The 22,952-nt window shown below is 39.7% G+C and carries 20 protein-coding genes; 18 read left to right on the forward strand and 2 right to left on the reverse strand.

The genetic code is table 11. The annotated features are described in order from the left end of the window. Positions 1-391: 391 nt before the first annotated feature. The 14 genes from CHRO_RS22665 (at position 392) to CHRO_RS22730 (ending at position 20,174) form a co-directional block, all read left to right on the forward strand. On the forward strand, positions 392-2,707 hold the full coding sequence (locus CHRO_RS22665) for a GumC family protein (protein ID WP_015156563.1): 2,316 nt from the start codon (positions 392-394) through the stop codon (positions 2,705-2,707). 120 nt (positions 2,708-2,827) lie between these two features. Then, positions 2,828-5,119: a GH39 family glycosyl hydrolase gene (locus CHRO_RS22670; protein ID WP_015156564.1), complete on the forward strand. Its 2,292-nt coding sequence runs from the start codon at positions 2,828-2,830 to the stop codon at positions 5,117-5,119. A gap of 194 nt (positions 5,120-5,313) precedes the next feature. Beyond that, positions 5,314-6,801, forward strand: a complete 1,488-nt coding sequence (locus tag CHRO_RS22675) for an MBOAT family O-acyltransferase (protein ID WP_015156565.1) — start codon at positions 5,314-5,316, stop codon at positions 6,799-6,801. Positions 6,802-6,811: 10 nt separating this feature from the next. Continuing rightward, positions 6,812-7,726 (forward strand): hypothetical protein, encoded by a 915-nt coding sequence (locus CHRO_RS22680; protein WP_015156566.1) that lies wholly within the window; start codon positions 6,812-6,814, stop codon positions 7,724-7,726. Positions 7,727-7,813: 87 nt separating this feature from the next. Beyond that, positions 7,814-8,647 carry a class I SAM-dependent methyltransferase gene (locus tag CHRO_RS22685; RefSeq protein ID WP_015156567.1) on the forward strand — a complete coding sequence of 278 codons (834 nt, stop codon included), beginning with the start codon at positions 7,814-7,816 and terminating at the stop codon, positions 8,645-8,647. 42 nt (positions 8,648-8,689) lie between these two features. Next, the gene (gene rfbA / locus CHRO_RS22690) at positions 8,690-9,616 is read left to right on the forward strand and encodes a glucose-1-phosphate thymidylyltransferase RfbA (RefSeq protein ID WP_015156568.1); all 927 of its coding nucleotides are present in this window, start codon (positions 8,690-8,692) and stop codon (positions 9,614-9,616) included. Positions 9,617-9,620: 4 nt separating this feature from the next. Beyond that, the gene (gene rfbC, locus CHRO_RS22695) at positions 9,621-10,166 is read left to right on the forward strand and encodes a dTDP-4-dehydrorhamnose 3,5-epimerase (protein WP_015156569.1); all 546 of its coding nucleotides are present in this window, start codon (positions 9,621-9,623) and stop codon (positions 10,164-10,166) included. Further along, a complete protein-coding gene (rfbD, locus tag CHRO_RS22700) occupies positions 10,163-11,077 on the forward strand; it encodes a dTDP-4-dehydrorhamnose reductase (RefSeq protein WP_015156570.1) in 915 nt (304 codons plus the stop codon). The genes rfbC and rfbD overlap by 4 nt, the downstream gene beginning before the upstream one ends. A gap of 174 nt (positions 11,078-11,251) precedes the next feature. Beyond that, the gene (locus CHRO_RS22705; protein ID WP_015156571.1) at positions 11,252-12,247 is read left to right on the forward strand and encodes a glycosyltransferase family 2 protein; all 996 of its coding nucleotides are present in this window, start codon (positions 11,252-11,254) and stop codon (positions 12,245-12,247) included. Next, a complete protein-coding gene (locus CHRO_RS22710; protein WP_015156572.1) occupies positions 12,244-13,200 on the forward strand; it encodes a lysylphosphatidylglycerol synthase transmembrane domain-containing protein in 957 nt (318 codons plus the stop codon). The genes CHRO_RS22705 and CHRO_RS22710 overlap by 4 nt, the downstream gene beginning before the upstream one ends. Positions 13,201-13,296: 96 nt before the next feature. After that, entirely contained in the window at positions 13,297-14,589 is a 1,293-nt protein-coding gene (locus tag CHRO_RS22715; RefSeq protein WP_015156573.1) for an NAD(P)/FAD-dependent oxidoreductase, read from the forward strand. 78 nt (positions 14,590-14,667) lie between these two features. Further along, on the forward strand, positions 14,668-16,530 hold the full coding sequence (locus CHRO_RS22720; protein WP_015156574.1) for a hypothetical protein: 1,863 nt from the start codon (positions 14,668-14,670) through the stop codon (positions 16,528-16,530). 808 nt (positions 16,531-17,338) lie between these two features. After that, a complete protein-coding gene (locus CHRO_RS22725; RefSeq protein WP_015156575.1) occupies positions 17,339-18,613 on the forward strand; it encodes an SGNH/GDSL hydrolase family protein in 1,275 nt (424 codons plus the stop codon). A 241-nt stretch (positions 18,614-18,854) separates the two neighbouring features. Then, entirely contained in the window at positions 18,855-20,174 is a 1,320-nt protein-coding gene (locus tag CHRO_RS22730; protein ID WP_015156576.1) for an APC family permease, read from the forward strand. A 138-nt stretch (positions 20,175-20,312) separates the two neighbouring features. Here CHRO_RS22730 and CHRO_RS34550 read toward each other — a convergent pair whose 3' ends face one another. After that, positions 20,313-20,444 carry a hypothetical protein gene (locus CHRO_RS34550; RefSeq protein ID WP_255409934.1) on the reverse strand — a complete coding sequence of 44 codons (132 nt, stop codon included), beginning with the start codon at positions 20,442-20,444 and terminating at the stop codon, positions 20,313-20,315. 50 nt (positions 20,445-20,494) lie between these two features. Between CHRO_RS34550 and CHRO_RS22735 the strand changes: the two genes are divergently transcribed. From CHRO_RS22735 to thyD, 4 genes are all read left to right on the forward strand, one after another. Further along, entirely contained in the window at positions 20,495-20,788 is a 294-nt protein-coding gene (locus tag CHRO_RS22735) for a type II toxin-antitoxin system Phd/YefM family antitoxin (RefSeq protein ID WP_233222533.1), read from the forward strand. Then, a complete protein-coding gene (locus CHRO_RS22740) occupies positions 20,751-21,014 on the forward strand; it encodes a Txe/YoeB family addiction module toxin (protein ID WP_015156579.1) in 264 nt (87 codons plus the stop codon). Before CHRO_RS22735 ends, CHRO_RS22740 begins: the two co-directional genes overlap by 38 nt. Before the next feature lie 158 nt (positions 21,015-21,172). Beyond that, on the forward strand, positions 21,173-21,544 hold the full coding sequence (gene psb28, locus CHRO_RS22745; RefSeq protein ID WP_015156580.1) for a photosystem II reaction center protein Psb28: 372 nt from the start codon (positions 21,173-21,175) through the stop codon (positions 21,542-21,544). Between the two features lie 57 nt (positions 21,545-21,601). Then, the gene (thyD, locus tag CHRO_RS22750) at positions 21,602-22,519 is read left to right on the forward strand and encodes a thylakoid membrane protein ThyD (RefSeq protein ID WP_015156581.1); all 918 of its coding nucleotides are present in this window, start codon (positions 21,602-21,604) and stop codon (positions 22,517-22,519) included. A 40-nt stretch (positions 22,520-22,559) separates the two neighbouring features. Here the strand turns inward: thyD and CHRO_RS22755 are convergent, their stop codons facing one another. Then, entirely contained in the window at positions 22,560-22,889 is a 330-nt protein-coding gene (locus tag CHRO_RS22755) for a peptidase M35 (RefSeq protein WP_015156582.1), read from the reverse strand. Positions 22,890-22,952 lie beyond the last annotated feature (63 nt).

Here is a 22,952-nt window from a genome sequence, read left to right on the forward strand (position 1 = left end):
AGTTAAAAAGGATAGTAACATTCAGGTAAGTCATAGTTGTTTGAGTCATGCATATCTGACTAGCTGACTTCTGTTGCAGTATGAGGTTTTCAAGAAAATATTCCGAATACATTTTAGCTACCTTAGATAAGATAAGTTAGTCTTTAACAGAAATAATGAAGTTGCCCGATCGCGATTTTTAGTATTTTTAGCTTCCGAAATACGCTATTGCGATCGCCAATTCTTGCAACTATCATTTTAATGTCAGCAAACCAATCTTATCGGCGCAGTGAGACAAAATCTTCTTTTTCGCACTGCTTTCAACTTAACGATAATTCGTTCTCTCTGCACCTCACTCCAACCACGTACTTGAAAGCATCTGTTAAAACATTTAACACTGAAGGAATTAGTGATGGCTGATACTAGTCTAGATAACGAGCGACTGTCCGTAGAGCATAGAGTAGAGAATAGAGCCAATGCAACCGATCTTCGGCAACTATTTACAGTTTTACTGCGTCGCCGCCTTTTGATCTTAAGTCTTTTCTGCATTCCTCTGTCCGCCTCAAGCTTTCTGGCACTGATGGCAAAGCCGACATATCAGAGTTCTATGCAGTTGCTAGTCAGCTCTAATCTTTACCAGGGACAAAACAGTAATGCACAAGGAGGAGTAGAGGAGAGTGATTTTACTGACTCAAATCTTAAAGTTGACTACACGGCGCAACTTAGCGTGATGACAAGTCCAAAGCTCGTAGAGAGGGCTGTGGAACTACTTCGTCCTGAGTACCCTAATATTACAGTAGAAGAGATCAACGGCAAACCAGCGAAAGTTAAACAATCACCGCTAAAAGTAACTCAAGTAGAAAGCGGAACAAAAACTTTGCAAACACTCAGTCAAGTTTTTGAAGTAACTTTTGTAGCAGGAGACCCTATTAAGAGTCAAAAAGTTCTTCAAGCACTACAAAATGTCTATCAAATTTATAATTTAGAACAGCAAAAATTACGCCTAACCAATGGACTTGCTTTTGTTAACGAGCAATTGCCCAAAATCCGAAAAGATGTGTCACAGGCTGAGGCGAACCTAGAAAATTTTCGCAAGCAAAATAAACTACTCGACCCAGAAGTACAGGCAAAAAATTTGTTGGATGCACTGGCGGCTGTCGAGAGCGAGCGACGAACAATTCGCGCCCAGTTTCAGGATCAACAAGCTCGCTACAATAAGCTACAGCAGCAAATAAGTCGATCGCCACAACAAGCACTCATTGCCTCTCGTCTCAGCCAATCTCCTCGTTATCAGTCATTACTGGATGAAATTCAAGCACTAGATGTCACTTTAGAAAAGCTGCGGGTGCAATACAGAGACGATTACCCCAAAGTTCAAGATTTACTCAAGCAGCGTCAAAACCTAATTGGTCTATTACGTACGGAAGCAGGGCGCTCTGCGGATCGATTACCTGCCCAACTAAGTACCACAGAAAAATCTCTGCCCAAACAACTACAGCTTGGCGATTCTGACCGGAAGCTAGTTGATGCCTTGGTTGATGCACAGGTAGTTTGGTTTGGTTTGAGTGCCCGCGACCAAAGCCTTGCTAAATCGGAACAGCAACTGCGCTCTACTCTGCTTAAATACCCACAACTATTAGCAGAGTACAACCGTCTCATGCCAGAAATTGCGATCAATCGAAAAACCCTGGAGCAACTTCTCCAGACGCAACAAAATTTGGGGATTAAAATTGCGCAGGGCGGATTTAACTGGCAAATCATCCGAGATCCCGAACCTGGCGTATACATGGGAACTGGCAGAATAATGCTTTTGGTATCAGGGGCAGTATTTGGTTTAGTTTTGGGTATTGGAGCTGCCTTTCTTCTTGAAGCACTCGATGATACAATTCACTCTTGCGACGAACTACAGAAACTGAGTTCCCTACCTGTATTAGGTATTACACCAAAATTACCAAACTTTGAGCTTAAGAAGCCGTCGATCGCTCTACCTTTCTTCAAACAGCAAAGTTTAACCTCTCAACGAATACAAGCATTAAACTGGTTTCCTTTCCGCGAGTCGATGGATCTGATATATCAAAACATTCAAATCTTAGGCTCGCCCCTATCCTTCAAGTCTTTGTTACTAACTTCAGCACTGACTGGTGAGGGTAAGTCAACACTGGCTGCGGGTATGGCACTGAGTGTAGCCCGTTTACAACGGCGAGTTCTCCTAATTGATGCGGATCTACGACGCTCCAATATTCACAAACTACTGAATCTATCTAACGATCGAGGGTTATCTACACTATTGACTGAAGAAGCAGATGTACGGGAGCGGGATTGCATTCAATCTGTGCAACCTTCACTGGATGTTTTGACGGCAGGACCAACACCAACAGATATAGTTAAGCTATTAAGCTCTCATCGCATGAAGCATCTAATCGAGTCTTTTGAACAATCTTACGATTTGGTACTCGTAGATGCTCCTCCTATATTGGGATTGGCGGATGCCAGCATTGTTGCATCACTCTGTAGTGGTACTGTGGTAGTCGAACGCCTCAATCGCGTGACTCGATTTGACCTCAATCAATCTTTAGAAGCCTTAAGTAAGCTGAACGTTATTGGAGCCATAATTAATGAGTCTAAGGAGTGTAACAGTAGGTACACTGTATATGACGGGACTTCCCAGGACAATCTAGAGCGGGGTTTTACAACTAACCCTAATTTAGCAGGTAGAGGAATTTTCTAGAATTCAGTCGTGAGACAGTAAGAACACACAGGCTGCTAGATTCTCAGATGACTTGGAAGAATACATCGTATTCCAAGAGATTTTCCAACTTAGGTTCCATCTAGTTTCACCTATAGACAGATGAGATTGCTTAAACCTTCTGCCAAAAGAGCCGTCCTTTTCCATGTTGTCCTGGCGATCGCATGTACAGCAACAGTGGTTCTTTCTACTTTTAATGATGCTGTTAGTACGTCTGATGCTTTTCAAGTTAGGGTGAGTTCAAAACAACCTGGTAACTTATTTATTGAGTCTCAGCCAGTTGACTTAATGATTCAAGTTTCAGGAAATAAGCCTGACGTTGTAGAGTATAAGATCCGGGAGCATAATGGTTCTTGGACTAGCAATGCTAAGATTCCATTACGATCTCAGGTCGATCCACTTAAAGGGATTCCGTTGCATCTTCAACTACCTAGTCGTGGATTGTATTACTTGACAGTTTCAGCCCGCGCAGGGCAGTCAAAAGTTGAGGCTAAAACCAGAGTTGGGGTGGTGTTCGATCCTAGTCCAGTTAACCCTGACTCTCGCTGGGGTTTGTTTACAATTCCTTATGATGGAGAAAACGATCCTGCTAAAGCAGCCGCTTTAGCTCGCAGCCACCGACTACTGGGTGCTGCTTGGAGTCGCCTCAACTTTTGGCATTGGTCTTATGAAAATCTACAAGTTAAGCCGACCTCAGCTCAAGCGCGGGATTTAAAAATCTCTGCCTCTTCAAATCAACTTCAGCCAACAGATAAAACAGAGTCTGACAACTTTTTTCAAAAAATCGTTGCAAAAGCTGATTTTCTGAAACTGCATACTTTGTGTCCCTTGCTTAGTGCCAACAAAAATGATTCGCAGGTTTCAGTTAGTTTTAGCAAGTGGAAAGGAATAGCTCAGGCTCTGCATCGGGAAGGGATTAGCGTTATGGGCGAGTTTGCAGAAATGCCTCGCGAATTGTCTTCTCGTCCACAGGAAACCCAAGAAACAGGCGAAGGTGCAGCAGTATGGGCGCGTGTAAAGCCGAGAGACTATCAGTTATGGAATCAACTTGTGGAGAAAACTGCGCGGGAGTTTAAGCAAGAAATTCAATTTTGGGAAATCTGGAACGAACCAGATGCTAATAACTTTTGGTTAGGAACACCAGAGGAATTTGCCGAACTGATCCGGCAAACTGCCAGAGCAGTGAAATCTGCTAACCCGAAAGCTCAAATTGTTGCATCTGGTTTTACTAGTCATGGCGTGTCCTTTCTAGATCGAGTGCTAAAGCAAGGCGTAGCTCCTCTCATCGATGTCTTTTCTTTTCACACTAATGACTTAGCCCCTTATAAAGCCTTACTCTCAAAACACGGCGTGCCAGCGGAACGTCCCATCTGGGGAACGGAAGATCCAACTTTAGTTAGTCTTAGAGGGATGAAGGAAGGATATGCACGGCAATTTCATTTCTTCCACAAACGATTTGGCACGAATTACGATAGCTTTGCTGCACTTGTAGATCGCGACTTAACGCCGCTCCCAGATGGAATTACTTACTCAGTAGCGGCGCATATTATCGGTAATGCGCAGGTAGTGGAAAGCATAGATCGCCCATCCGCGCAAATTTACGTCTTTCAAAAAGGCAACGAGGCGATCGCAACATGGAAAGTCTTACAAGCTGGTTTGAGTGGTGGAAGTGTCACATATGCAGTAACACCTTTACCAGATAAAACTCCTCAGCTTATTGATGCCATGGGTCGCAGCAAACCCCTAAAGCTTAAGAATGGTGAGGTCACTCTACCAATCGACCAAACGACTTTCATCCGAGATGCAAGTAAAATTAAAATAGCCAAGTACAGCCTACCGCGAGAGAAATCCGATCCTTTACAGTACGTATTTTTAGCCAAAACAGGTAAATGGACAAAGGAATGGATGTTGGCTCAACCTGGAAAGCACAATCCTCCACCTGCGAGTGACTTCTGGCAACCTTTTCTGCAAATATTTGCAAGCAGCGAACCCAGTCCAGAAGGATACTCAGTCGAGATCCCGATTAACGTGCCTAAGCCTGGACGTTACCAATTACTGTTTACGGGCATAACCACAAACTCCCTACTTGAGAAGTATCGTTGGACATCACCGTTTGCATGGAGTATTGATGGAGGTCAGAAGACACAAGTTACAGCTCCACTTAAAAGCTATTGGCGTGTCAATCGGCAGACACAAACTAAGAATGAATTGGTCAAACCAGAGGAGATGGCAGCTACGGGTGGTCCAGAACTTTATCAAGAACTTGGTGTTGTAGAGTTATCTCAAGGTCAGCATACTTTTCGCCTTGAGTTGACCGCAGGACGGACGACTCCAGATAAACTCTATACCACTTTTTTTGAAGGTATTGTTCTCAGACCTATTCAAGAAAACTAAGTTTGAGAATGAACCATTAACGAGCGATCGCCCCGCTGAAAGCTTGCACGAATCATTTAGCGATCGCCAATAGACCAATATTATCAGTTCCGATTAGCATCAAGCTGTGGATCAAATTTTTCACGACTGACGATCTTCAACACCTAATTACTAGTTACTAAACTATTCAAACCTTAGTCAAAAAATAACAAGCCATGTTATTTACAAGCCCAGAATTTGCTATTTTCTTTTTAATTACTTCTATAATTTATTACTTGCCGTTTTTTCAAAAACAGCAACCCATAATCATCATTGCTGGAAGTTTCATTTTCTACGGATGGAACTCCTCATGGCTTACTGGATTGCTAGCGCTATCAATTAGCATTAACGCGATTGCTAGTTTTCAAATAATCAACTTATTGAACAAACGCAAAAAACGCCTTTGGATGACTTTAGGCATAGTAGGAAACTTGCTTATTTTAGGTTTTTTTAAATACGGCATACTTATAACTAATTTTATTACTACTACTTTTCATATATCAAATGTTTTGACCGATAGCATTATCACCTTGCTATCCGATCTACCAGTACCTATTGGTTTATCTTTTTACACATTTTTATCTATTGGTTTACTAGTCGATCTTACTAGAGAACAAAGTTTCGTTTTAAGAGGAAGTTATAGCAAAAAAATCAGTTTCAGGCATCATCTTCTTAGCACGTCATTGTTTATGACTTTCTTTCCCAGCTTAATTTCAGGACCTATTTCAAGAGCAAGTGACTTTTATGCTCAAATTCAACCAAAATTTTTGAAGAATATACCTTGGTACGATGTTTTGCGATCGCTGATAATTGGCTATTATTTAAAAATGGTAATAGCTGACAATTTAAAGGATTACACGTACTGGATTAGCTTTCCTTACTATCAAAGCTTAGGAACTATGACAAATATAGTTCTATTAGTTGGCTACTCAATACAGATATTTGCAGATTTTGCTGGTTACTCATTAATAGCCATAGGTCTAGCTGCGGCTCTAGGTTATAGACTACCACAAAACTTTAATTTTCCTTATGTATCTCTCTCGCTGTCAGAATTTTGGAGACGCTGGCACATTTCATTATCAACATGGCTAAGAGACTATTTATACTTTCCTTTGGGAGGGAATAGAAAAGGTAAAATTAGAACCTATATCAACTTGATAGTCGTTATGACACTAGGCGGACTGTGGCATGGAGCAACATGGAACTATGCAGTATGGGGTATTTTCCACGGTTGCGGATTAGCTGTAGAAAGATTACTAGGTGTCAACCAAACATCAAAAGAAATACAAGCTCGGTCAAATTCTTTTTGGCAGCAATTCTTATTAGATTTAATTCGTTGGTTTCTGATCTTTAGCTTTGTTTCAATAGGTTGGATATTCTTCAAATTAGTTAATTTTGATGCTGCAATAGATTTTTTCATTACTTTAACTAGAAATATTCATCAAAGGTTGTCTCTCGACCTCATCGTTCCTACTACTTTATTTGCTTTACCAGTTATTATCTCGCACTCATTTTATTTCTTAACTTATAAATATTTTTCTAATCATAAACTACTAAAAAATATTTCATTAAAAAGTGGTATGGATTTAGTTTTAGGAATACTACTAGCACTGACTCTTCTCGATGCTGGCAGCACTGATACATTTATATACTTTCAGTTTTAGGAGCGATCGCATGTTTTTTATTTCTAACTTAAGTTTAGTAATTCGTCCGTTATTAGTTTGTATAGCTTGCCTTATTTTATATCAAAGTTCTATATTCTATGGTTTTTTACCTTCTAGTGAAGGAATCAATCAATGGCAAGCTAATATTATTAAAGCAGAAAAATATATTTACGATCGAAGCTCAACACCTATTGTTTTAGTAGGAAGTTCATTAGCAAATAATCTTCCTATTAAATATTTCAGCAATCGAGTAACTAATTTAGGTATGTCTGGAGGTTCTACCCAAACTGGCTTAGAGATTGTTAGAAGAAAAGACATAAAACCGCGTTTGTTATTAGTTGAATTAAATGATACTATCGGGCGAAAATTAGATACTAAGTTAGTCAATCCTTTATTTCATCCTTTAACATCATTTATGAAAATTCATTTTCCGATGTTTAGGCAAGAATATCGTCCTACTAGCGTTTTAATGCAGTATTTAGAAAATGAGTATAAACAAAGAAATGCAAAAGACGTTGAACGCCAAGATGAAAAACAAGTTATTAATTCAGATTTTCGTAAAAAAATGATAGAACAGTTGGTTGAGGATCGTAATATTGAACTAGATACTCAACAAAAACAGTTGATAGTAAAAGAAGCTGAGTTTATCAAAAATCAAATTGCAGATATTCAAAAAGAAGCTGTTCGAGTTATTTTATTTGATATACCTGGCGAACCAGTTGTTGATAATACTACAAAACAAAGGCAAATTAGAGAATTACTAAAATCGCTTTTTCCGAAAAACTCTTTTGAGTGGTTACCAGAATTACCCGCTGGTAAATGGATAACGAGTGATGGAATTCATTTAGTCCAGTCAAATGCTAAAGAGTATGTTTCTCAACTCGATCGAGTAATTAATAAATTACTGAATCAAAGTCACAACTAACTGATTTTTTCTGATTTTTTCTCCATTGAAACTTAGGTTTTGAAAATTTAGAATAAGGGAGTTAAAACTATTGCTGGAGATGCGATCGTGCGAGCCTTAAATGTTGCTAAAAGTGCAGTAAAAAATTTTGCTTTTCACAAGTTGGGGAGATGTAATGTATGTGGAAAAATATCGTTATTCGTCTGCTTAGATGTGGATCTGGCACGCAATAATATGTACTGCATGTTTTGTCGTAGCTCGTCTAGAAAAAGACACGTTGCCAAAATCATTCTTAGTGAAGTTATTCAAAATACCCCTTCTATTTCTTGTATTCCAAAAAAACAAAGCTTAAAAATTTATAGTACTGACACGAACGATGCTTTTTATAAAGTATTAAGTAATTATGACTCATACACATCCTCAATTTTCTCACCTAATATCAAAACAGGAACGGAAATTCATGAAAGAGTATTCTGTCAAAATTTAGAAAAATTAACTTTTGATAATGAAACTTTCGATCTTGTCATCACAGAAGATGTATTTGAACATGTAAGAGATTATCAAAGAGGATTTTCTGAAGTCAATCGAGTTTTGAAAACAGGAGGTTATCATATTTTTACTGTTCCTTGTTATTTTGATAGACCGACTCTTGTTCGCGTTGACACTTCTACGGATGAGGACGTATATCTTTTGCCTCCCGAATATCATGGAGATAAAATTCGCGGCAAGATTTTAGCCTATAGAACTTTTGGAATCGATCTTTTTCATTTCTTACACTCGCTCGGATTTGAGACAAGAGTGGATTTTTCTAATTACTCCGACCAAAAACTAGGAATTTTTAACAGCTATGTTTTTATTACTAGAAAGGTTTTTCATCATGAAAGTCTCTCTGTCGCTACGGTAGATCCTAGTTATTATCAACTTCATTCCAGCGGAAATTAACGTAAAACTAGTCGTTTTACATCATCAACTGAGGTATATCAAATGAAAGGCATTATTTTAGCTGGTGGCTCTGGAACTCGACTTTATCCTTTAACTCGTGTTGTTAGTAAGCAGTTAATGTCTGTTTACGACAAACCAATGATTTACTATCCCTTATCCATACTAATGCTAGCGGGGATTAGAGAAATATTGATTATTTCTACACCTAACGATCTACCGCTGTTTCAAGAGTTATTGAAAGATGGTAGTCAGTGGGGATTGAAGTTTAGTTATATCGAACAGCCTAAACCTGAAGGGTTAGCGCAAGCTTTTATCTTAGGTCAAGATTTTATTCAAAACGAACCAGTTTGTCTGATTCTAGGTGATAACATTTTTCACGGACATGGGTTAAGTGAAATATTGGCTCGTGCTTCCATGCTTCGCAAAGGAGGATTAATATTTGGTTATCCAGTTAAAGACCCGCGACAATACGGTGTAGTTGAGTTCGATCCTCGCGGACGTGCTGTCAGTATTGAAGAAAAACCTCTCATTCCTAAGTCCAAGTATGCAGTACCTGGAATATACTTTTATGACTCTCAGGTAGTGAAAATCGCTACGAGCCTTAAGCCTTCTGCTCGTAATGAATTAGAAATTACAGATGTGAATTCAGTTTACCTTAACCGAGGTCAGCTAAGAGTAGAGGTTTTGGGTCGAGGATATGCTTGGTTGGATACAGGTACACACGAATCGTTGCATCAGGCAGCTAACTTTATTCAAACTTTAGAAGAACGGCAAGGACTCAAAATTGCTTGCATTGAAGAAATTGCCTATCGACAAGGATATATTGACTCAGTTCAGTTGCGCTACCTTGCTAAACCTATGCTCAAGAGTAGTTATGGAAGATATTTGATGGAGCTTCTAGACGATGAATCTCATGTGATGACGACACTCAGCGAGCTAGAGCAGGCATTTTATGCGCTTAAAGGATAGAACCATGAGAGTTATAGAAACTGCCATTCCTGACGTTCTCATAATTGAGCCGCACGTGTTCGGAGATAACCGAGGCTTCTTTTACGAAAGCTATAACGAAAAGGCTTTTTGGGAAAAAATCGGCATTTCAGCTCGTTTTGTCCAAGACAATCATTCTCGCTCTACCAAGAATGTATTGCGTGGTCTGCACTATCAAATTCAGCAACCTCAAGGCAAGCTTGTAAGAGTTGTACAAGGAGCCGTATTTGATGTTGCGGTAGATTTAAGAAAGCAATCGAAGACTTTCGGTCAATGGGTAGGAGCCTTTTTAAGTGCAGAAAATAACCAGCAGCTTTGGGTTCCTAAAGGCTTTGCTCACGGGTTTATGGTACTCACTGAATACGTAGAGTTTTTATATAAAACCACAGATTATTATGCTCCACAGCACGAACGCTGTGTTTTGTGGAACGATCCCGATCTGGCGATCGCTTGGCCTCTTGAAAATGAGCCAGTTCTATCTGCCAAAGATCGAGCTGGGAAATTGCTACGAGAAGCAGAGGTATTTGCATGAAAATTCTATTGACAGGTCTAACTGGGCAAGTAGGTTGGGAACTACAGCAGACCTTAATGCCTTTGGGTAAAGTCATCTCTACAGGACGCAGCACCAGTCAAAGAGCGCTGCAAATGGATTTGGCTCAACCAGACACTATTCGTCGGACGCTGCGCGAAGTTAAACCCACCTTAATTGTTAACGCTGCTGCGTATACATCTGTGGACAAAGCTGAATTAGATTCGGATACAGCAATGGCAGTGAATGGAATTGCCCCTGGCATCATTGCAGAAGAAGCAAAATTACTAGGTGCAGCAGTCATTCACTATTCAACAGACTACGTGTTTGATGGTAAAAAAAGTACAGCATACACCGAGCTGGATTTACCCAACCCTCAAAATGTTTATGGTAAAACCAAACTCATAGGCGAGCAGGCTATTGAGGCAGTGGGTGGCTCGTATTCTATCCTTCGCACTAGTTGGGTATATAGCCGACATCGGAACAATTTTCTGCTGACAATCCTGCGGCTAGCTCAGGAACGAGAGGAATTGCGAGTCGTTAACGACCAAGTTGGATCTCCCACCTGGAGTCGCTTAATTGCTGAAGCTACAGCACAAATTTTATTTCAAGCCACAAAACACAATCTATATGATTTCTTAGCTCATAAAAGTGGGATATATCACTTGAGTGCTACGGGACAAGTTAGTTGGTATGGTTTTGCTAAAGCGATTCTCGAACAAGAGCGAAAGTTTAACACGTTCAAGTTACAGAGGTTAGTCGCGATCGCCTCAGAGCAGTATTCTACACCAGCAAAGCGACCGGCTTATTCTGTATTGAACAATCAAAAGTTATCTGACACATTCGGGATCGTATTACCAAACTGGCAAAGAACCCTACAGTTGTTACTAACTCCAGAAGCGATCGCGAGTTAACTGCTACAGCCCTTTCTGGTTGAGAACTATTGAAAACTATCAGGGTGTTTTAGCATCGCGCTTCAGCTCTTAAAATGCTGACTGAATGCTAGTTTGAGATTTCACTTTTCGATCTACAGAATACCTCAAACTGAGCGATCGTCACGATACTTCACCTTAAGAACTACTCTTCCAATGCTGTCAATTGTAATCCCACTTTTCAACGAAGAAGAGAATATTCCGAAGCTCTACGAGCGTATCGTTGGTGCTTCCCCTACTTGGAATTCTGCGTTTGAAGCCATCCTCGTAGATGATGGAAGTACCGATCGAACTCTTTCTCTTTTACGCAAACTCTATCAAAAAGATTCGCGTTTTAAGTATATTAGTTTTTCTCGTAACTTTGGTCATCAAACAGCTGTCAGTGCAGGTCTTCGTTATACAACTGGCGATGTGATAGCTGTCATAGATGCTGACTTGCAAGATCCTCCTGAAGAACTTTACCGCTTTTTAGATAAGTGGCGACAAGGATATCAAGTAGTTTACGGAGTTAGAACTAAAAGAAAAGAAAATATCTTCAAACGCTCTGCTTACTACATTTTTTACCGCATACTAGCGTGGTGTTCGTCTATTAAGATCCCCTTAGATTCAGGAGATTTTTGCATTATGGATAGAACCATCGTGGATTGGTTGAATGTCATGCCCGAACGCAATCGTTTTGTCCGAGGACTGCGCTCTTGGATAGGTTATCGGCAAATTGGTATTCCCTACGAACGACATAAGCGTTTTGCTGGAGAGGTAAAATATACGTTTCAGAAACTTTTGCGTCTTGCCCTGGATGGCATGATCGACTTCTCCTATCGACCTTTACAAGTTAGTGGCATTTTCGGTCTATTCATTTGTTTCTTTTCCTTAGTAAGTATTGTATTCTTTTTCCTGCATCGGATTTTAGGATTTAGGGTTTTCGGCTATTCTCCTCAAGATGTACCAGGCTTTACATCTTTGATTTTAGCAACTTTATTTCTTGGAGGCGCTCAACTAACAACGTTGGGACTTTTTGGTGAGTATCTAGGGCGAATTTTTGATGAGGTGAAGCAACGTCCACTCTATATTGTCAAAGAACAGGATGGTTTTGAAACTAAAAAAGAGGCTTACAATACTGCGACACTTCTCCCAGGAGATATTAGAATTTGAAACGCAATTCACTAGTTTGGTTAGGGTGGTTAATTAGTTTTATTTTTCTCTACTTTGTTTTCCATAGATTGGATTGGGTATCGGTAATAGAGGCTTTTAATAAAGTTTCTTTATCTACTCTCATAACGATGGTAGGAGTATATTGTTTAGGATTCATCATCAGAGCGTGGCGCTGGAAATTTTTACTTCCTCATAGAGTTTCTATGGGTGATTCTTTGGGAGCAGTAGTTTTAGGATATGGAGCCAATAATATCTTACCAGCTCGTTTAGGTGAAATTGTTAGGGCGCAGGCGATCGGTAAAAGTTGTCAAATTAGTCGCTCTTTTGCTCTAGCCAGTATCCTAGTCGAACGTATTTTTGATGGTTTAGTGCTAGTAGGATTGTTATATTTGGGAACGAGAAACAGTAGCATTCCTACATGGGTTTCGTCAGTAGGAGTTTTAGGACTCGCTATCTTTGGAGGAGCGTTAACAATAGTCATGCTGTTAACTTTGACTCGTTCTCTATGGGATACAAAAACTAATATTTTACCTTCGACAAAGTTACAAAATTTTCTCCAGCAGTTTGCCAAAGGATTAACATTAGTGTGGCGAACTCCATTCCTTCCTTTAACTATATTAGGATTGAGCCTTACTATTTGGTTAGTGGAGGGAATCGTTTTCCATATTGCTATTCAAGCTTTTGAACTGGAAGTGCCGCTAACAGCTCCCTTATTTGTAATGGGGTTAGTCAATTTAGGCATCCTAGCTCCAACTGCTCCAGGATATTTAGGAGCTTTTCAATATTTCGGAACGCTAGCTCTAAATGTTTGGCAAGTGCCATCAGAAACAGCTTTAGCCTGTATTGTAGTCATTCATGCCTGTCAGTATTTACCTATAACAATCTGGGGATTGAGCTACATTCCTTACTTTGGCTTTACGTCATTAACAAAGCTGAAAAGTGAAATTGAGTAAACCTAGCTTTTACACAGAGCAATTTTTAGACTGCAATTACAAAGTCCGAATAATTCAATCTATATCTAAATCACAAAAAGAGATTTGAACAAAGCAATGAATCTATTAATTATCGGAGGTGGTGCAACTGGCTTAGCATCTGCCTACATCGCAGCTAAACGTGGTGAAAAAGTAACTTTATTAGAGGCTTCTAGTAAGCTAGGAGGACTATTATCAACTTTTGACATTGGAGGAACAAAGCTCGAATGCTTTTATCATCACTTTTTTACTCACGACGCAGAGATTAACTGGCTACTAAAAGAACTAAATCTTTCTCAAGATGTACGATTTGTTGAAACAAAAATGGGCATGTATCGTTATGGAAATATTCATCCTTTCACAACAACAAAAGATTTATTACAATTTCCAAAATTAAGCTTATTAGATAAAATCCGCTTTGGGCTAACTAGTTTATTTCTATCTAAACAAAGAAAGTGGCAAAAATATGAAAATATTTCTGCTTTAGAGTGGTTTTATAAGTGGGCAGGGAGACGGGTTACCAATACTATTTGGTATCCAATGCTTGAAATTAAATTTGGTGAATACGCCGCTAAGATTCCACTTGCTTGGATGATTGGACGAATGACACAGAGGTTGAAATCTCGCTCCAAAGGAAAAGAAAAACTAGGATATTTAAAGGGAAGTCTACAAAGATTAGTTGATGCGCTTGAGGTTAAACTTAGAGAAAAGAAAGTAATTATTTTCAAAAATACTCCAGTCACAGAGCTACTCTTCGAGAACGATCGCGTTATAGGTGTAAAAACTCCTCAAGGAGAGTTTAGAGCTGATAAAATATTAGTCACTATTCCCACCATTTATTTAGCTAAGCTCATTCCAAGCAAATTTTCTAACTATCGCAAACAGCTAGAAAAAATTGAATATTTTGGGGCTATCTGCGTCGTTGTTGTTACAGAAAAACCTTTAAGTAACATCTATTGGTTAAATGTCGGAGATCCTGGTTTTGATTTTGGAGGCGTAATCGAGCAAACGAACTTTTTATCTCCAAAGGAATATCAAGGGTTACACGTCACGTATTTATCTAGATATGCTACTTGGAGGGAACCAATATTATCTAAAAGCGATCCAGAAATTATTAGTCTTTTTAAGAAACAGCTACAGTCAATTTATCCCGATCTAGAAACTAAAGGAATTAAAGATATCCAAGTCTTTCGCACAAAAACAGCTGCTACGGTTTGCGATAAAAATTTTTCTGACAAGATTCCAGCTTACAAAACTCCAATTCCCAATCTTTATATAGCTAGCATGGCACACGTATATCCAGATGAAAGGAGCGTGAATAATAGTATAAAAGTAGCACTCAATGCAGATGCTGTATTGCAAATTTCTTAAAACTAATTCAATATCGAGTTAGTTGAACTTAAAAACTTCTAATAAAAAATAATTTTCGATTCAATAGCAAAGGATGAAATGAATACTCTACTTAGTTTTAAGCATCATAAAAAGAGTTTTGCTCTCATCATTTTATTAGTTGTCGCATTTTTCTCTTCTTTTCCTTGGTCATTTTATGGCATGAATTGGAGAGATTCAGCTTTATACTTTCATCTTGGCAATAGATTACTTCATAATGACTTTCCTTACAGAGACTATGTATTCCAAGTTGGTTTTATACCCATTATCTTTGACGCTTTCTTCCAAAATATTTTAGGTCAAAGTTACTATGCTAGCTTGTTCGCCGCTTTTATAGTTAAGACGACTAATTTGCTAGTTTATTATTTTATATTTCGTCAATTCTCATCTCAGGTTATATCAGTAGCCCTTTGTAGTGGATTTGCTTTGATGAACTCTTCACTAGTTCACTGGAGTACTTCTTACGTATACTTATTTTTGTCGATTTCCGCTCTTTTCATTATTCTTGGGTTAAACAAGCTAGAAAAAGGAAGTTCTACTTTATCATTTCTATATATTGCTACTTCTGGATTCTCTCTTGCTCTCGTTATAGCAGCGCGTCAGAGCAATGGAACCCTTTGCATATTAGTAACATTAGGAGTTATCTTAATTTATTCCTTACGGAACCCAAAAAAATATTTACGTACTCTAACTACTCCTTTTATTACAGGTCTTCTATTAGGTTTAGGAGCATTAGTTTTATTCTTAGCTCTGAATCAAGCTCTTATCCCAGCCTTTCAACAGCTTTTTTTAGATGCATCTGAGAAAAAGAGAGTTGGTGGATTTGCTGCATTAATAGATGTTTTCTTAGGTGGTATTAAATTTGATTCTTCTATTAAAGAAGTTGTCAAAGTTGTTATTATTCCTATATTGTTATCTGCAATAGTCTTTAGATTAATTCAGTATCCGACCAAAGCAAATTCTAAATATAATGTAAACTTAATTGGGATACTGCTACTTCCTTCACTATTACTGATTGGAATGAGTATTTCACTGATAGGACATTTAATAAATACTCATAATTTACCAACTATAATTACTAGTACAGCCCTTTTATTCACCTACGATTTACCAAGTACATTCTTTAGCTTCGCTCTTTTAGGAAGTTGTATTTTTCCTAAATTCAGTCAGAAACTTTTAGGAGTACCAGAGCCAATTTTTCCCTTACTAATAGCTCTCACCCTTGGCTCGACCTGGGCTATGCAGATGTCGTGGCCTGGCAGAGCATATTTAGACTCTGTAATGTTGATGCCACTAACTATTATAACTATATTAATGTCATCTAAGGTTCCTACTTACTGGAAAAAAAGCTTTTGTTTACTATTTCTTGGAATTACAGTTATTATATTTACCGTGTCTCAAATAGGAGGATTTAGTAACAAGGGTTTATATGGGGATGTTCGCTATTCTCTAGATTCACCAATGACAAAATTTATTCAAGTTCCAAAAGATAAAGCTGTTGCTTTCTCAATGTTACGTCAAAATATTAAACCAGGTGAATCTTGTTTTATCTATGGTTCAGCACCTGTTCTTTATACCTTATTACAGTGTAAAAATCCAACATTAGTCGATACTACATATAGTGATTTTTATACTTTAAACGATATTAAAAAAGCCATTGCTTCACTTAGAGAAAATCCTCCAGAATGGATTATTAGTACAGTCGGCGCTCGTCCAATTGATGATACTTTTGACGGCTCGCCAGATTTCTATGGCGGATTTAACCAAGCGGCTCCAAAGGAGTTACATGGATTCATCAAAGAATTCATTAAAGACTACCAACTAGTAAGTACAGTAAGAGATTTATTTCCTAATGGTAAAGATTTGAAAAGCAAAGATCTTGATGATATCCTCGATCTACGTTTATACAGATATACAAAATAAAATTAATTTTTTTAAAAATTACGTGCTAAATCGAAGTTTTTCCTACTATTAAGTAGATTTTTCCTAGTAAAGTTTAAATTTACTAAATAGCTCGTCGCTTTTATCCTTGCAATCTCGTTACCAAGATAAAAATATGGCAATAACAGTCGTATTTTTAGATAACTCTTATTTGCGATCGCCATCATTATTCAAAATCAATACTCATAATTTCCGATGTTTATTGAATTTATCGTATTGACAATATCTATAGACTAGAATTAAACTAATTTATAGCAAACTTTAAATATAAGTTTCTATCTTAACTTTAGATATTATTAAGCGCAATTCAGTTGCATAAAAGGTTATTCTGAAGCACGAGATCGATATTTGTGAAGTATGCTTTCGATAAATGCTTTTGATAAAGTTTTCAATTGCTTCAAAACTTGAAAAAAATAATATCTATTAGTGTCGCTGCTACTAAGTTTAGGTGTTAAATCTATACGAGCCAGTAATTATAAAAGAAAAAACTATAGCATTGTAGGCATATAGAACAACTTGAGTAGTTTTTACCATCTATAAAATAATTAACTGGTATTTTTAACTGAAGACATCAGTAGCTTGTTCGTCAAAGCAGAAACGTTACTTAGTCATCTGAAGATAACTGAGTTTGAAGTAGTTATTTCAAAAAAAGGAATTGCTTATGTAGATTGATACCTAGCAATATCTTCCATATCACCTTTATTCTCCAGTTCTATACAACAGATGGCTATTTTTAATAAGTCAACCTCATCTCAAGCACTAAATATCTTCTAAAACAAGGTTGTTAACAATGATTGAAGTATTGGCGGGAGCGATAATTCTCTATTCTACTTTTGAACGAAGCCCGACTTCCGAAGGCTGGATATTTCGTGGTCCTGGTGCTAGTTGGGTTATTGGGGGTACATCTGGTACTCGCTCCATTCGAGTTCAGCATCCTGGTCCTACAAACTATACATTTGATGATGCATGGTCGAGTCCTCTACTAAATACCACTCCCCTGCAATGGTATCGGCTCTCGTTCAACAGTAAAGCTCCTGGAACGACTAATAACCCCGGAAGTGTTGGTTATGGATATTGGTCGGCGACGTTCTATGACAAGCAAACTGGCAACCAATTACCAGATGCTACATTCTCTAGTGTTTTTCAGTCGAACAACTGGGTGCATAATGAATTTCGTTTCCGAACCAAAGCTACTGTTGGAGCGAACGGGAGCCTACTACCAGTTCAAATGAGAATCAATTTTCACTCGCTCGGTTCGCAGCCTCTTTTTATTGATGATATTACCGTACAGTCAACAACTTCCCAAGAGGTAGCACAGTGGGCTGACGGAATTTATAATAGCTTTCCTGCCAAACTGAATTATGTTCCCAAAGCCAGCCGATGGCAACGTATTCCGCTCACGATGCAAAAGTTACGCAATGGGCAGAATCTCCGCATCGTTATGCTCGGAGACAGCATTCAGAATGATACAGCAACAGCACCTATCGATGTCTTTTTAGAACGCGAGTATCCTGGTAGTAAAGTTGAAATTATCCCCTCTGTAATAGGTGGTACGGGGGTTCAGTACTATAAAAATTGCGTGCAGGACTGCATACTGAAATATAAGCCAGATCTGCTGATAATTGGAGGAATCAGCAATGGCAATAACATAAGTGATTTCCAAAGCGTAGTTAACCAAGTGAGAGCTAGCGATCGCGTCACTAAGCACAAAACCGAGATCTTGTTGTTGACGAAAGCATGGAGTCCTAACAACTATCCTAACCCAATTGACTATCAACTGAATCCAAGTATTAAGGAACTCGATCAAAATCCGACAAATAATACGACAATTCCTAATGATTATCGCGGTAACTTATTGTGGTTTGCTTATGCAAATAATCTAGAATACCTGGACATGACAGGAATTCAAAGTGAGTTTATCTATGGACCAGCTACCGCTGCTGGTCTCGGTTCACCAGATGCTAACGGTAATCCATATAGCATTTGGATGCGAGATAATTACCACTTAAATGATTATGGAAAACAAATACTAGGAAGGATATTGGAGACATACTTCAGTCTATAAACCTATAGTATTAAATACGAGCAGGTAAAAAATCTGATAGCGATCGCAAAACTTGAAATCTGTATGAGCGATCGGCTAGCTTTCGCGATCGTGCTTCTACAGCAATCCTACTCCATGAGCGGTAGATCTCGATACAGATGCAGCAGGGACTCAGCTGTACCGTAAAGCATTATGACAACTCTATATGCGAGCGATCGCAAAAGCTACAGAATTGAAAATTATTATGAAATAAAAAAGTTACATGAAAGTAAATGATGTAGTAGAAACAGATTCGCTCAAGCGAGTGTTTGGATTGCCAACTCTGGTTGTCTATGGAGTAGGTGACATTCTGGGTGCGGGAATTTATGCAGTAGTCGGAAAAATTGCTGGACTTTCCGGTACTTTGGTTTGGGCTTCGTTCTTGACCGCTATGATTGTCGCGGCATTCACGGCTTTAAGTTACGCCGAACTAGGCAGTCGATTTCCACAAAGTGGTGGAGTCGCCTGCTTTGTCCACAGGGCGTTTCGCATTGACTGGCTCTCGATCCTGGTTGGCTGGCTGATGTTTTGTACCTGCTTGGTTTCAATGGCAACGCTCTCGAAAGCATTTGCAGGCTATCTCAACGCTTTTGCGCCAGCTATTCCAGATTGGCTGATTATCATAGCGCTTTTTTCTGTGCTGGCATATGTCAATTTCAGAGGCATGAAGGAATCCTCGGCTCTGAATATCTTTTGCACCTCTGTCGAGGTTTCGGGTCTTTTGATTGTAATTTTGGTTTCAACCTTGTTTTTGAGCGGTGGTGGCACGGTTAATCCTGCTGCTGTTCCCAACGCGCCAGCAATCGGTTGGACGGCAGTGATTCAGGGAGCAGCACTGGCTTTCTATGCCTTCATTGGATTTGAGGATATTGTCAATGTGGCGGAAGAAGTCAAAAATCCCGAACGCAACGTGCCAAGAGCAATCTTACTTGCTTTGGCGATCGCGGGTGTCGTCTATATACTCGTCTCCTGGCTGGCAATTCAGGTACTCAATCCCTCAGATCTTGCTGCTTCTAGCGCTCCGCTACTGGATGTGGTGCGTCGAGCGCAGCCCAATTTTCCCCAGGTCATTTTTACAATCATTGCTCTGTTTGCCGTACTCAATACGGCGCTGCTCAATTTTGTCACAGCATCGCGGCTGTTGTTTGGGATGTCGCGTGAAGGACTGCTACCAGCTTGGTTAGGAAAATTACATCGACGTAGAGCCACGCCTTATCGAACGCTGTTGGTCATTTTACCCATTGCCATTTTTCTAGCGCTCTCCGGGACACTGCAATTTTTAGCAGGAACCACTGCCACCTTGATTCTGGCAATGTTTTGTCTGGTCAACCTTTCACTACTGTCGATCAAACGTCGAGAACCTGAAACTAGTGGGTTTCGGGTTCCTTATATAATTCCGGCGATCGCGTTACTGTTCGATCTCGTTTTGGTGGCTTTTGCTTCTCCTGCAAGTCACATTTTGGCGTTGATATTTGCAGGAATTGGAATGCTTTTAATTCTGATCCAAAAGGCTTTCCGAAAAGGACACATACCAAGCACTTAGCTGGCAAATTAGTTTGCAAAAAGGCGATCGCTCGATCGTGACAGGAGTTACGCGCTTGAATTTTCAGATATCGATCCCCCAACCCCCTTCAAAAGGGGGCTTTGTTTTCCCCTTGTCATTTAGAACAGGACTACCGCGTCAAAGTTGAGGCGATCGCATTAGCCTAACGCGATATTCAATGATTTGCCCAACTTTACCACCTATCAGTACAGCACTCAAGTCCAGACAATAGACATCTCCACACCCATCAGAGGTGCGAGAAATCACCACTACTTGTACGCTATGTTGTACAATAGAGCAAAAACACATGAATTGCAAATATGGAAGAAGCAATGGATGCTGTTTCTACATCTGAGGCTCGCACCAACTTATTTAGTCTCGTAGATCGAGTATCGGAAACTCACAAACCAATCCTGATTACAGGCAAGCGAAACAGCGCCGTTCTCATCTCTCAAGAAGACTGGAACTCTATCCAAGAGACTATGTACTTGCTGTCAATACCTGGAATGAAGGAGTCAATTAAAGACGGGATGGCAACTCCAGTCGAAGAATGTATCTCTTGGGAGGATCTCAAGCGTGAGCTGGCAGATTCGATTGACGAAGCAAGCAGCTAAGGATGCAGTTAAATTACGCTCTGTTGGGCTTTTTGATAAAATGGAGCAACTCTTAGATATTTTAGCTGACAATCCTTTTACCAACCCTCCCCCATATGAGAAATTGAGCGGCGATCTGGAAGGAGCTTATTCTCGTCGTATCAACATCAAACACCGATTAGTGTACGAAGTCATCAAAGAAGCGAAAACAGTCAAGATCTTGAGGATGTGGTCGCATTACGAATAAGTGCGATCGCCTACTATCATAGTACATAAATACTACTAAAAGATTATAGATTTGAATCAATGCCTGTTTTAAGCATTCACTTTAGAGGGATAATTAATATATGTTGACCAAATGCAAATTGTTCTGGTCACTGGTCACTGGTCACTGGTCACTGTCTAATGACTTCTGTAGCTGCAATTTATTTCTTTGAAGGGATTCCCGAAGAACTGAGTAACGTTAGCTTACGCCGCGATCGCCGTTCGGGAGTTCGTTCGGTTTTACTGCGCTTTGAGCAACTCAAATCTTTGGAAAGATTCAATAGTTTTACCAAAAAATTTAATAACTTCGTGCGTTTGGTCGATGAAGAAGGTGAAATCCAAGTCACGCCTGACTCGACAAAATTCATTTTTGGTGGCATGGACGGAGATGAATTTCAACGCTTAGATTGTACATTTGCGATCGAGCAAGAAGACCACTGGGAGAGATTTATGCGGTTTATGAATCGCTATGCAGAGGCTAACGGTATGGCTTTCAGCGAATCAAATAAATAGAATAAAGGCGCATAGCTATGCGCCCTTACTAAGAACGTAATCACACTCCCTAGATTTATGAAAGTAGCAATTACTGGAGCCACTGGATTTGTTGGTAGTCGTCTGGTCGAACGACTAAAATCAGAAGGTCATCAAGTTGTCGTATTTAGTCGCAACGTCAATAAAGCAGAAAAAGTATTTCCTAAATCTACTTTTCCAAATGTAGAAATTATTGCCTATACACCAACAGAATCGGGTGCGTGGCAAGATGCGATCGCGGGTTGTGATGGCGTAGTCAACTTAACCGGAGAACCAATTGGTGAAGGACGTTGGACACCCCAACGCAAACAAGAAATTCTCAATAGTCGCAAGCTAGGGACGCAAAAAGTTGTCGAGGCGATCGCCAAAGCAAATCCCAAACCTAGCGTGTTAGTCAATACCTCGGCAATTGGCTACTACGGGACGAGTGAAACTGCGACATTTGATGAATCCAGTCCTGCTGGTAGTGATTTTCTCGCCCAAGTCTGTCAAGAGTGGGAAGCAGAGGCGCAGAAAGTCAAGGAATTAGGGACGCGATTGGTAATTTTGCGCTTTGGAATTGTCTTGGGAATGGGAGGTGCGATCGCCAAAATGATTACTCCCTTCAAACTTTTTGCTGGTGGTCCCATCGGTAGCGGTCGCCAGTGGTTTTCATGGATTCATCGCGATGACTTGGTAAACTTAATTATCGCAGCATTGACAAAACCGGAAATGGAAGGAGTATTCAATGCGACAGCACCAAATCCAGTACGGATGTCAGAGTTAGCGCAGGCGATGGGAGAGGTGATGCAGCGTCCCTCCTGGTTGCCCGTTCCCAACCTTGCGATCGAGGCATTATTAGGAGAAGGGGCGATCGTGGTTTTAGAAGGGCAGCAGGTTTTACCCAAACGCACTCAAGCATCGGGTTTCAACTATCAATATCCTAGTGTTAAAGAAGCATTAAAAACAATTGTGTAGTCGGTAGGATTAGCTAGCAAAAGTGAAATTTGCTGACTGCTCATAGCCTGAAATTACTCGGTAGATCTCTAGCTGGATCGGGAGTAAAAGGACGATGTTCGAGGTCGAAAACTCTCCTTTGAAATTCTGCTTGAATGGGTTGGGCAAAAGTTCTAGTTTGTTCGATTTCGTATAGCGCTCTGGTAATATCCGTATTAAATTCTGCTCTTTGCCGCTCGTTCCTTGCTTCTAACTCAGCCTCCGATTCTCCTGGTAACCGCAACTGAGTTTCGGAAAGATCGAAAATCGGTTCTTCGTCCGAACGTGCGGGTTGGGCGATCGCTAGTGATGCGATCGCCAGCATTGCTGTCAGTAATCTTGCTAACCTCATAGCTTTTCCTCCTTACAGCGATGTAGCGTTTGGCTGTCTGGTGCGATCGAGCGAATATATGTA

The organism is Chroococcidiopsis thermalis PCC 7203 (assembly GCF_000317125.1).
Lineage (GTDB): Bacteria > Cyanobacteriota > Cyanobacteriia > Cyanobacteriales > Chroococcidiopsidaceae > Chroococcidiopsis > Chroococcidiopsis thermalis.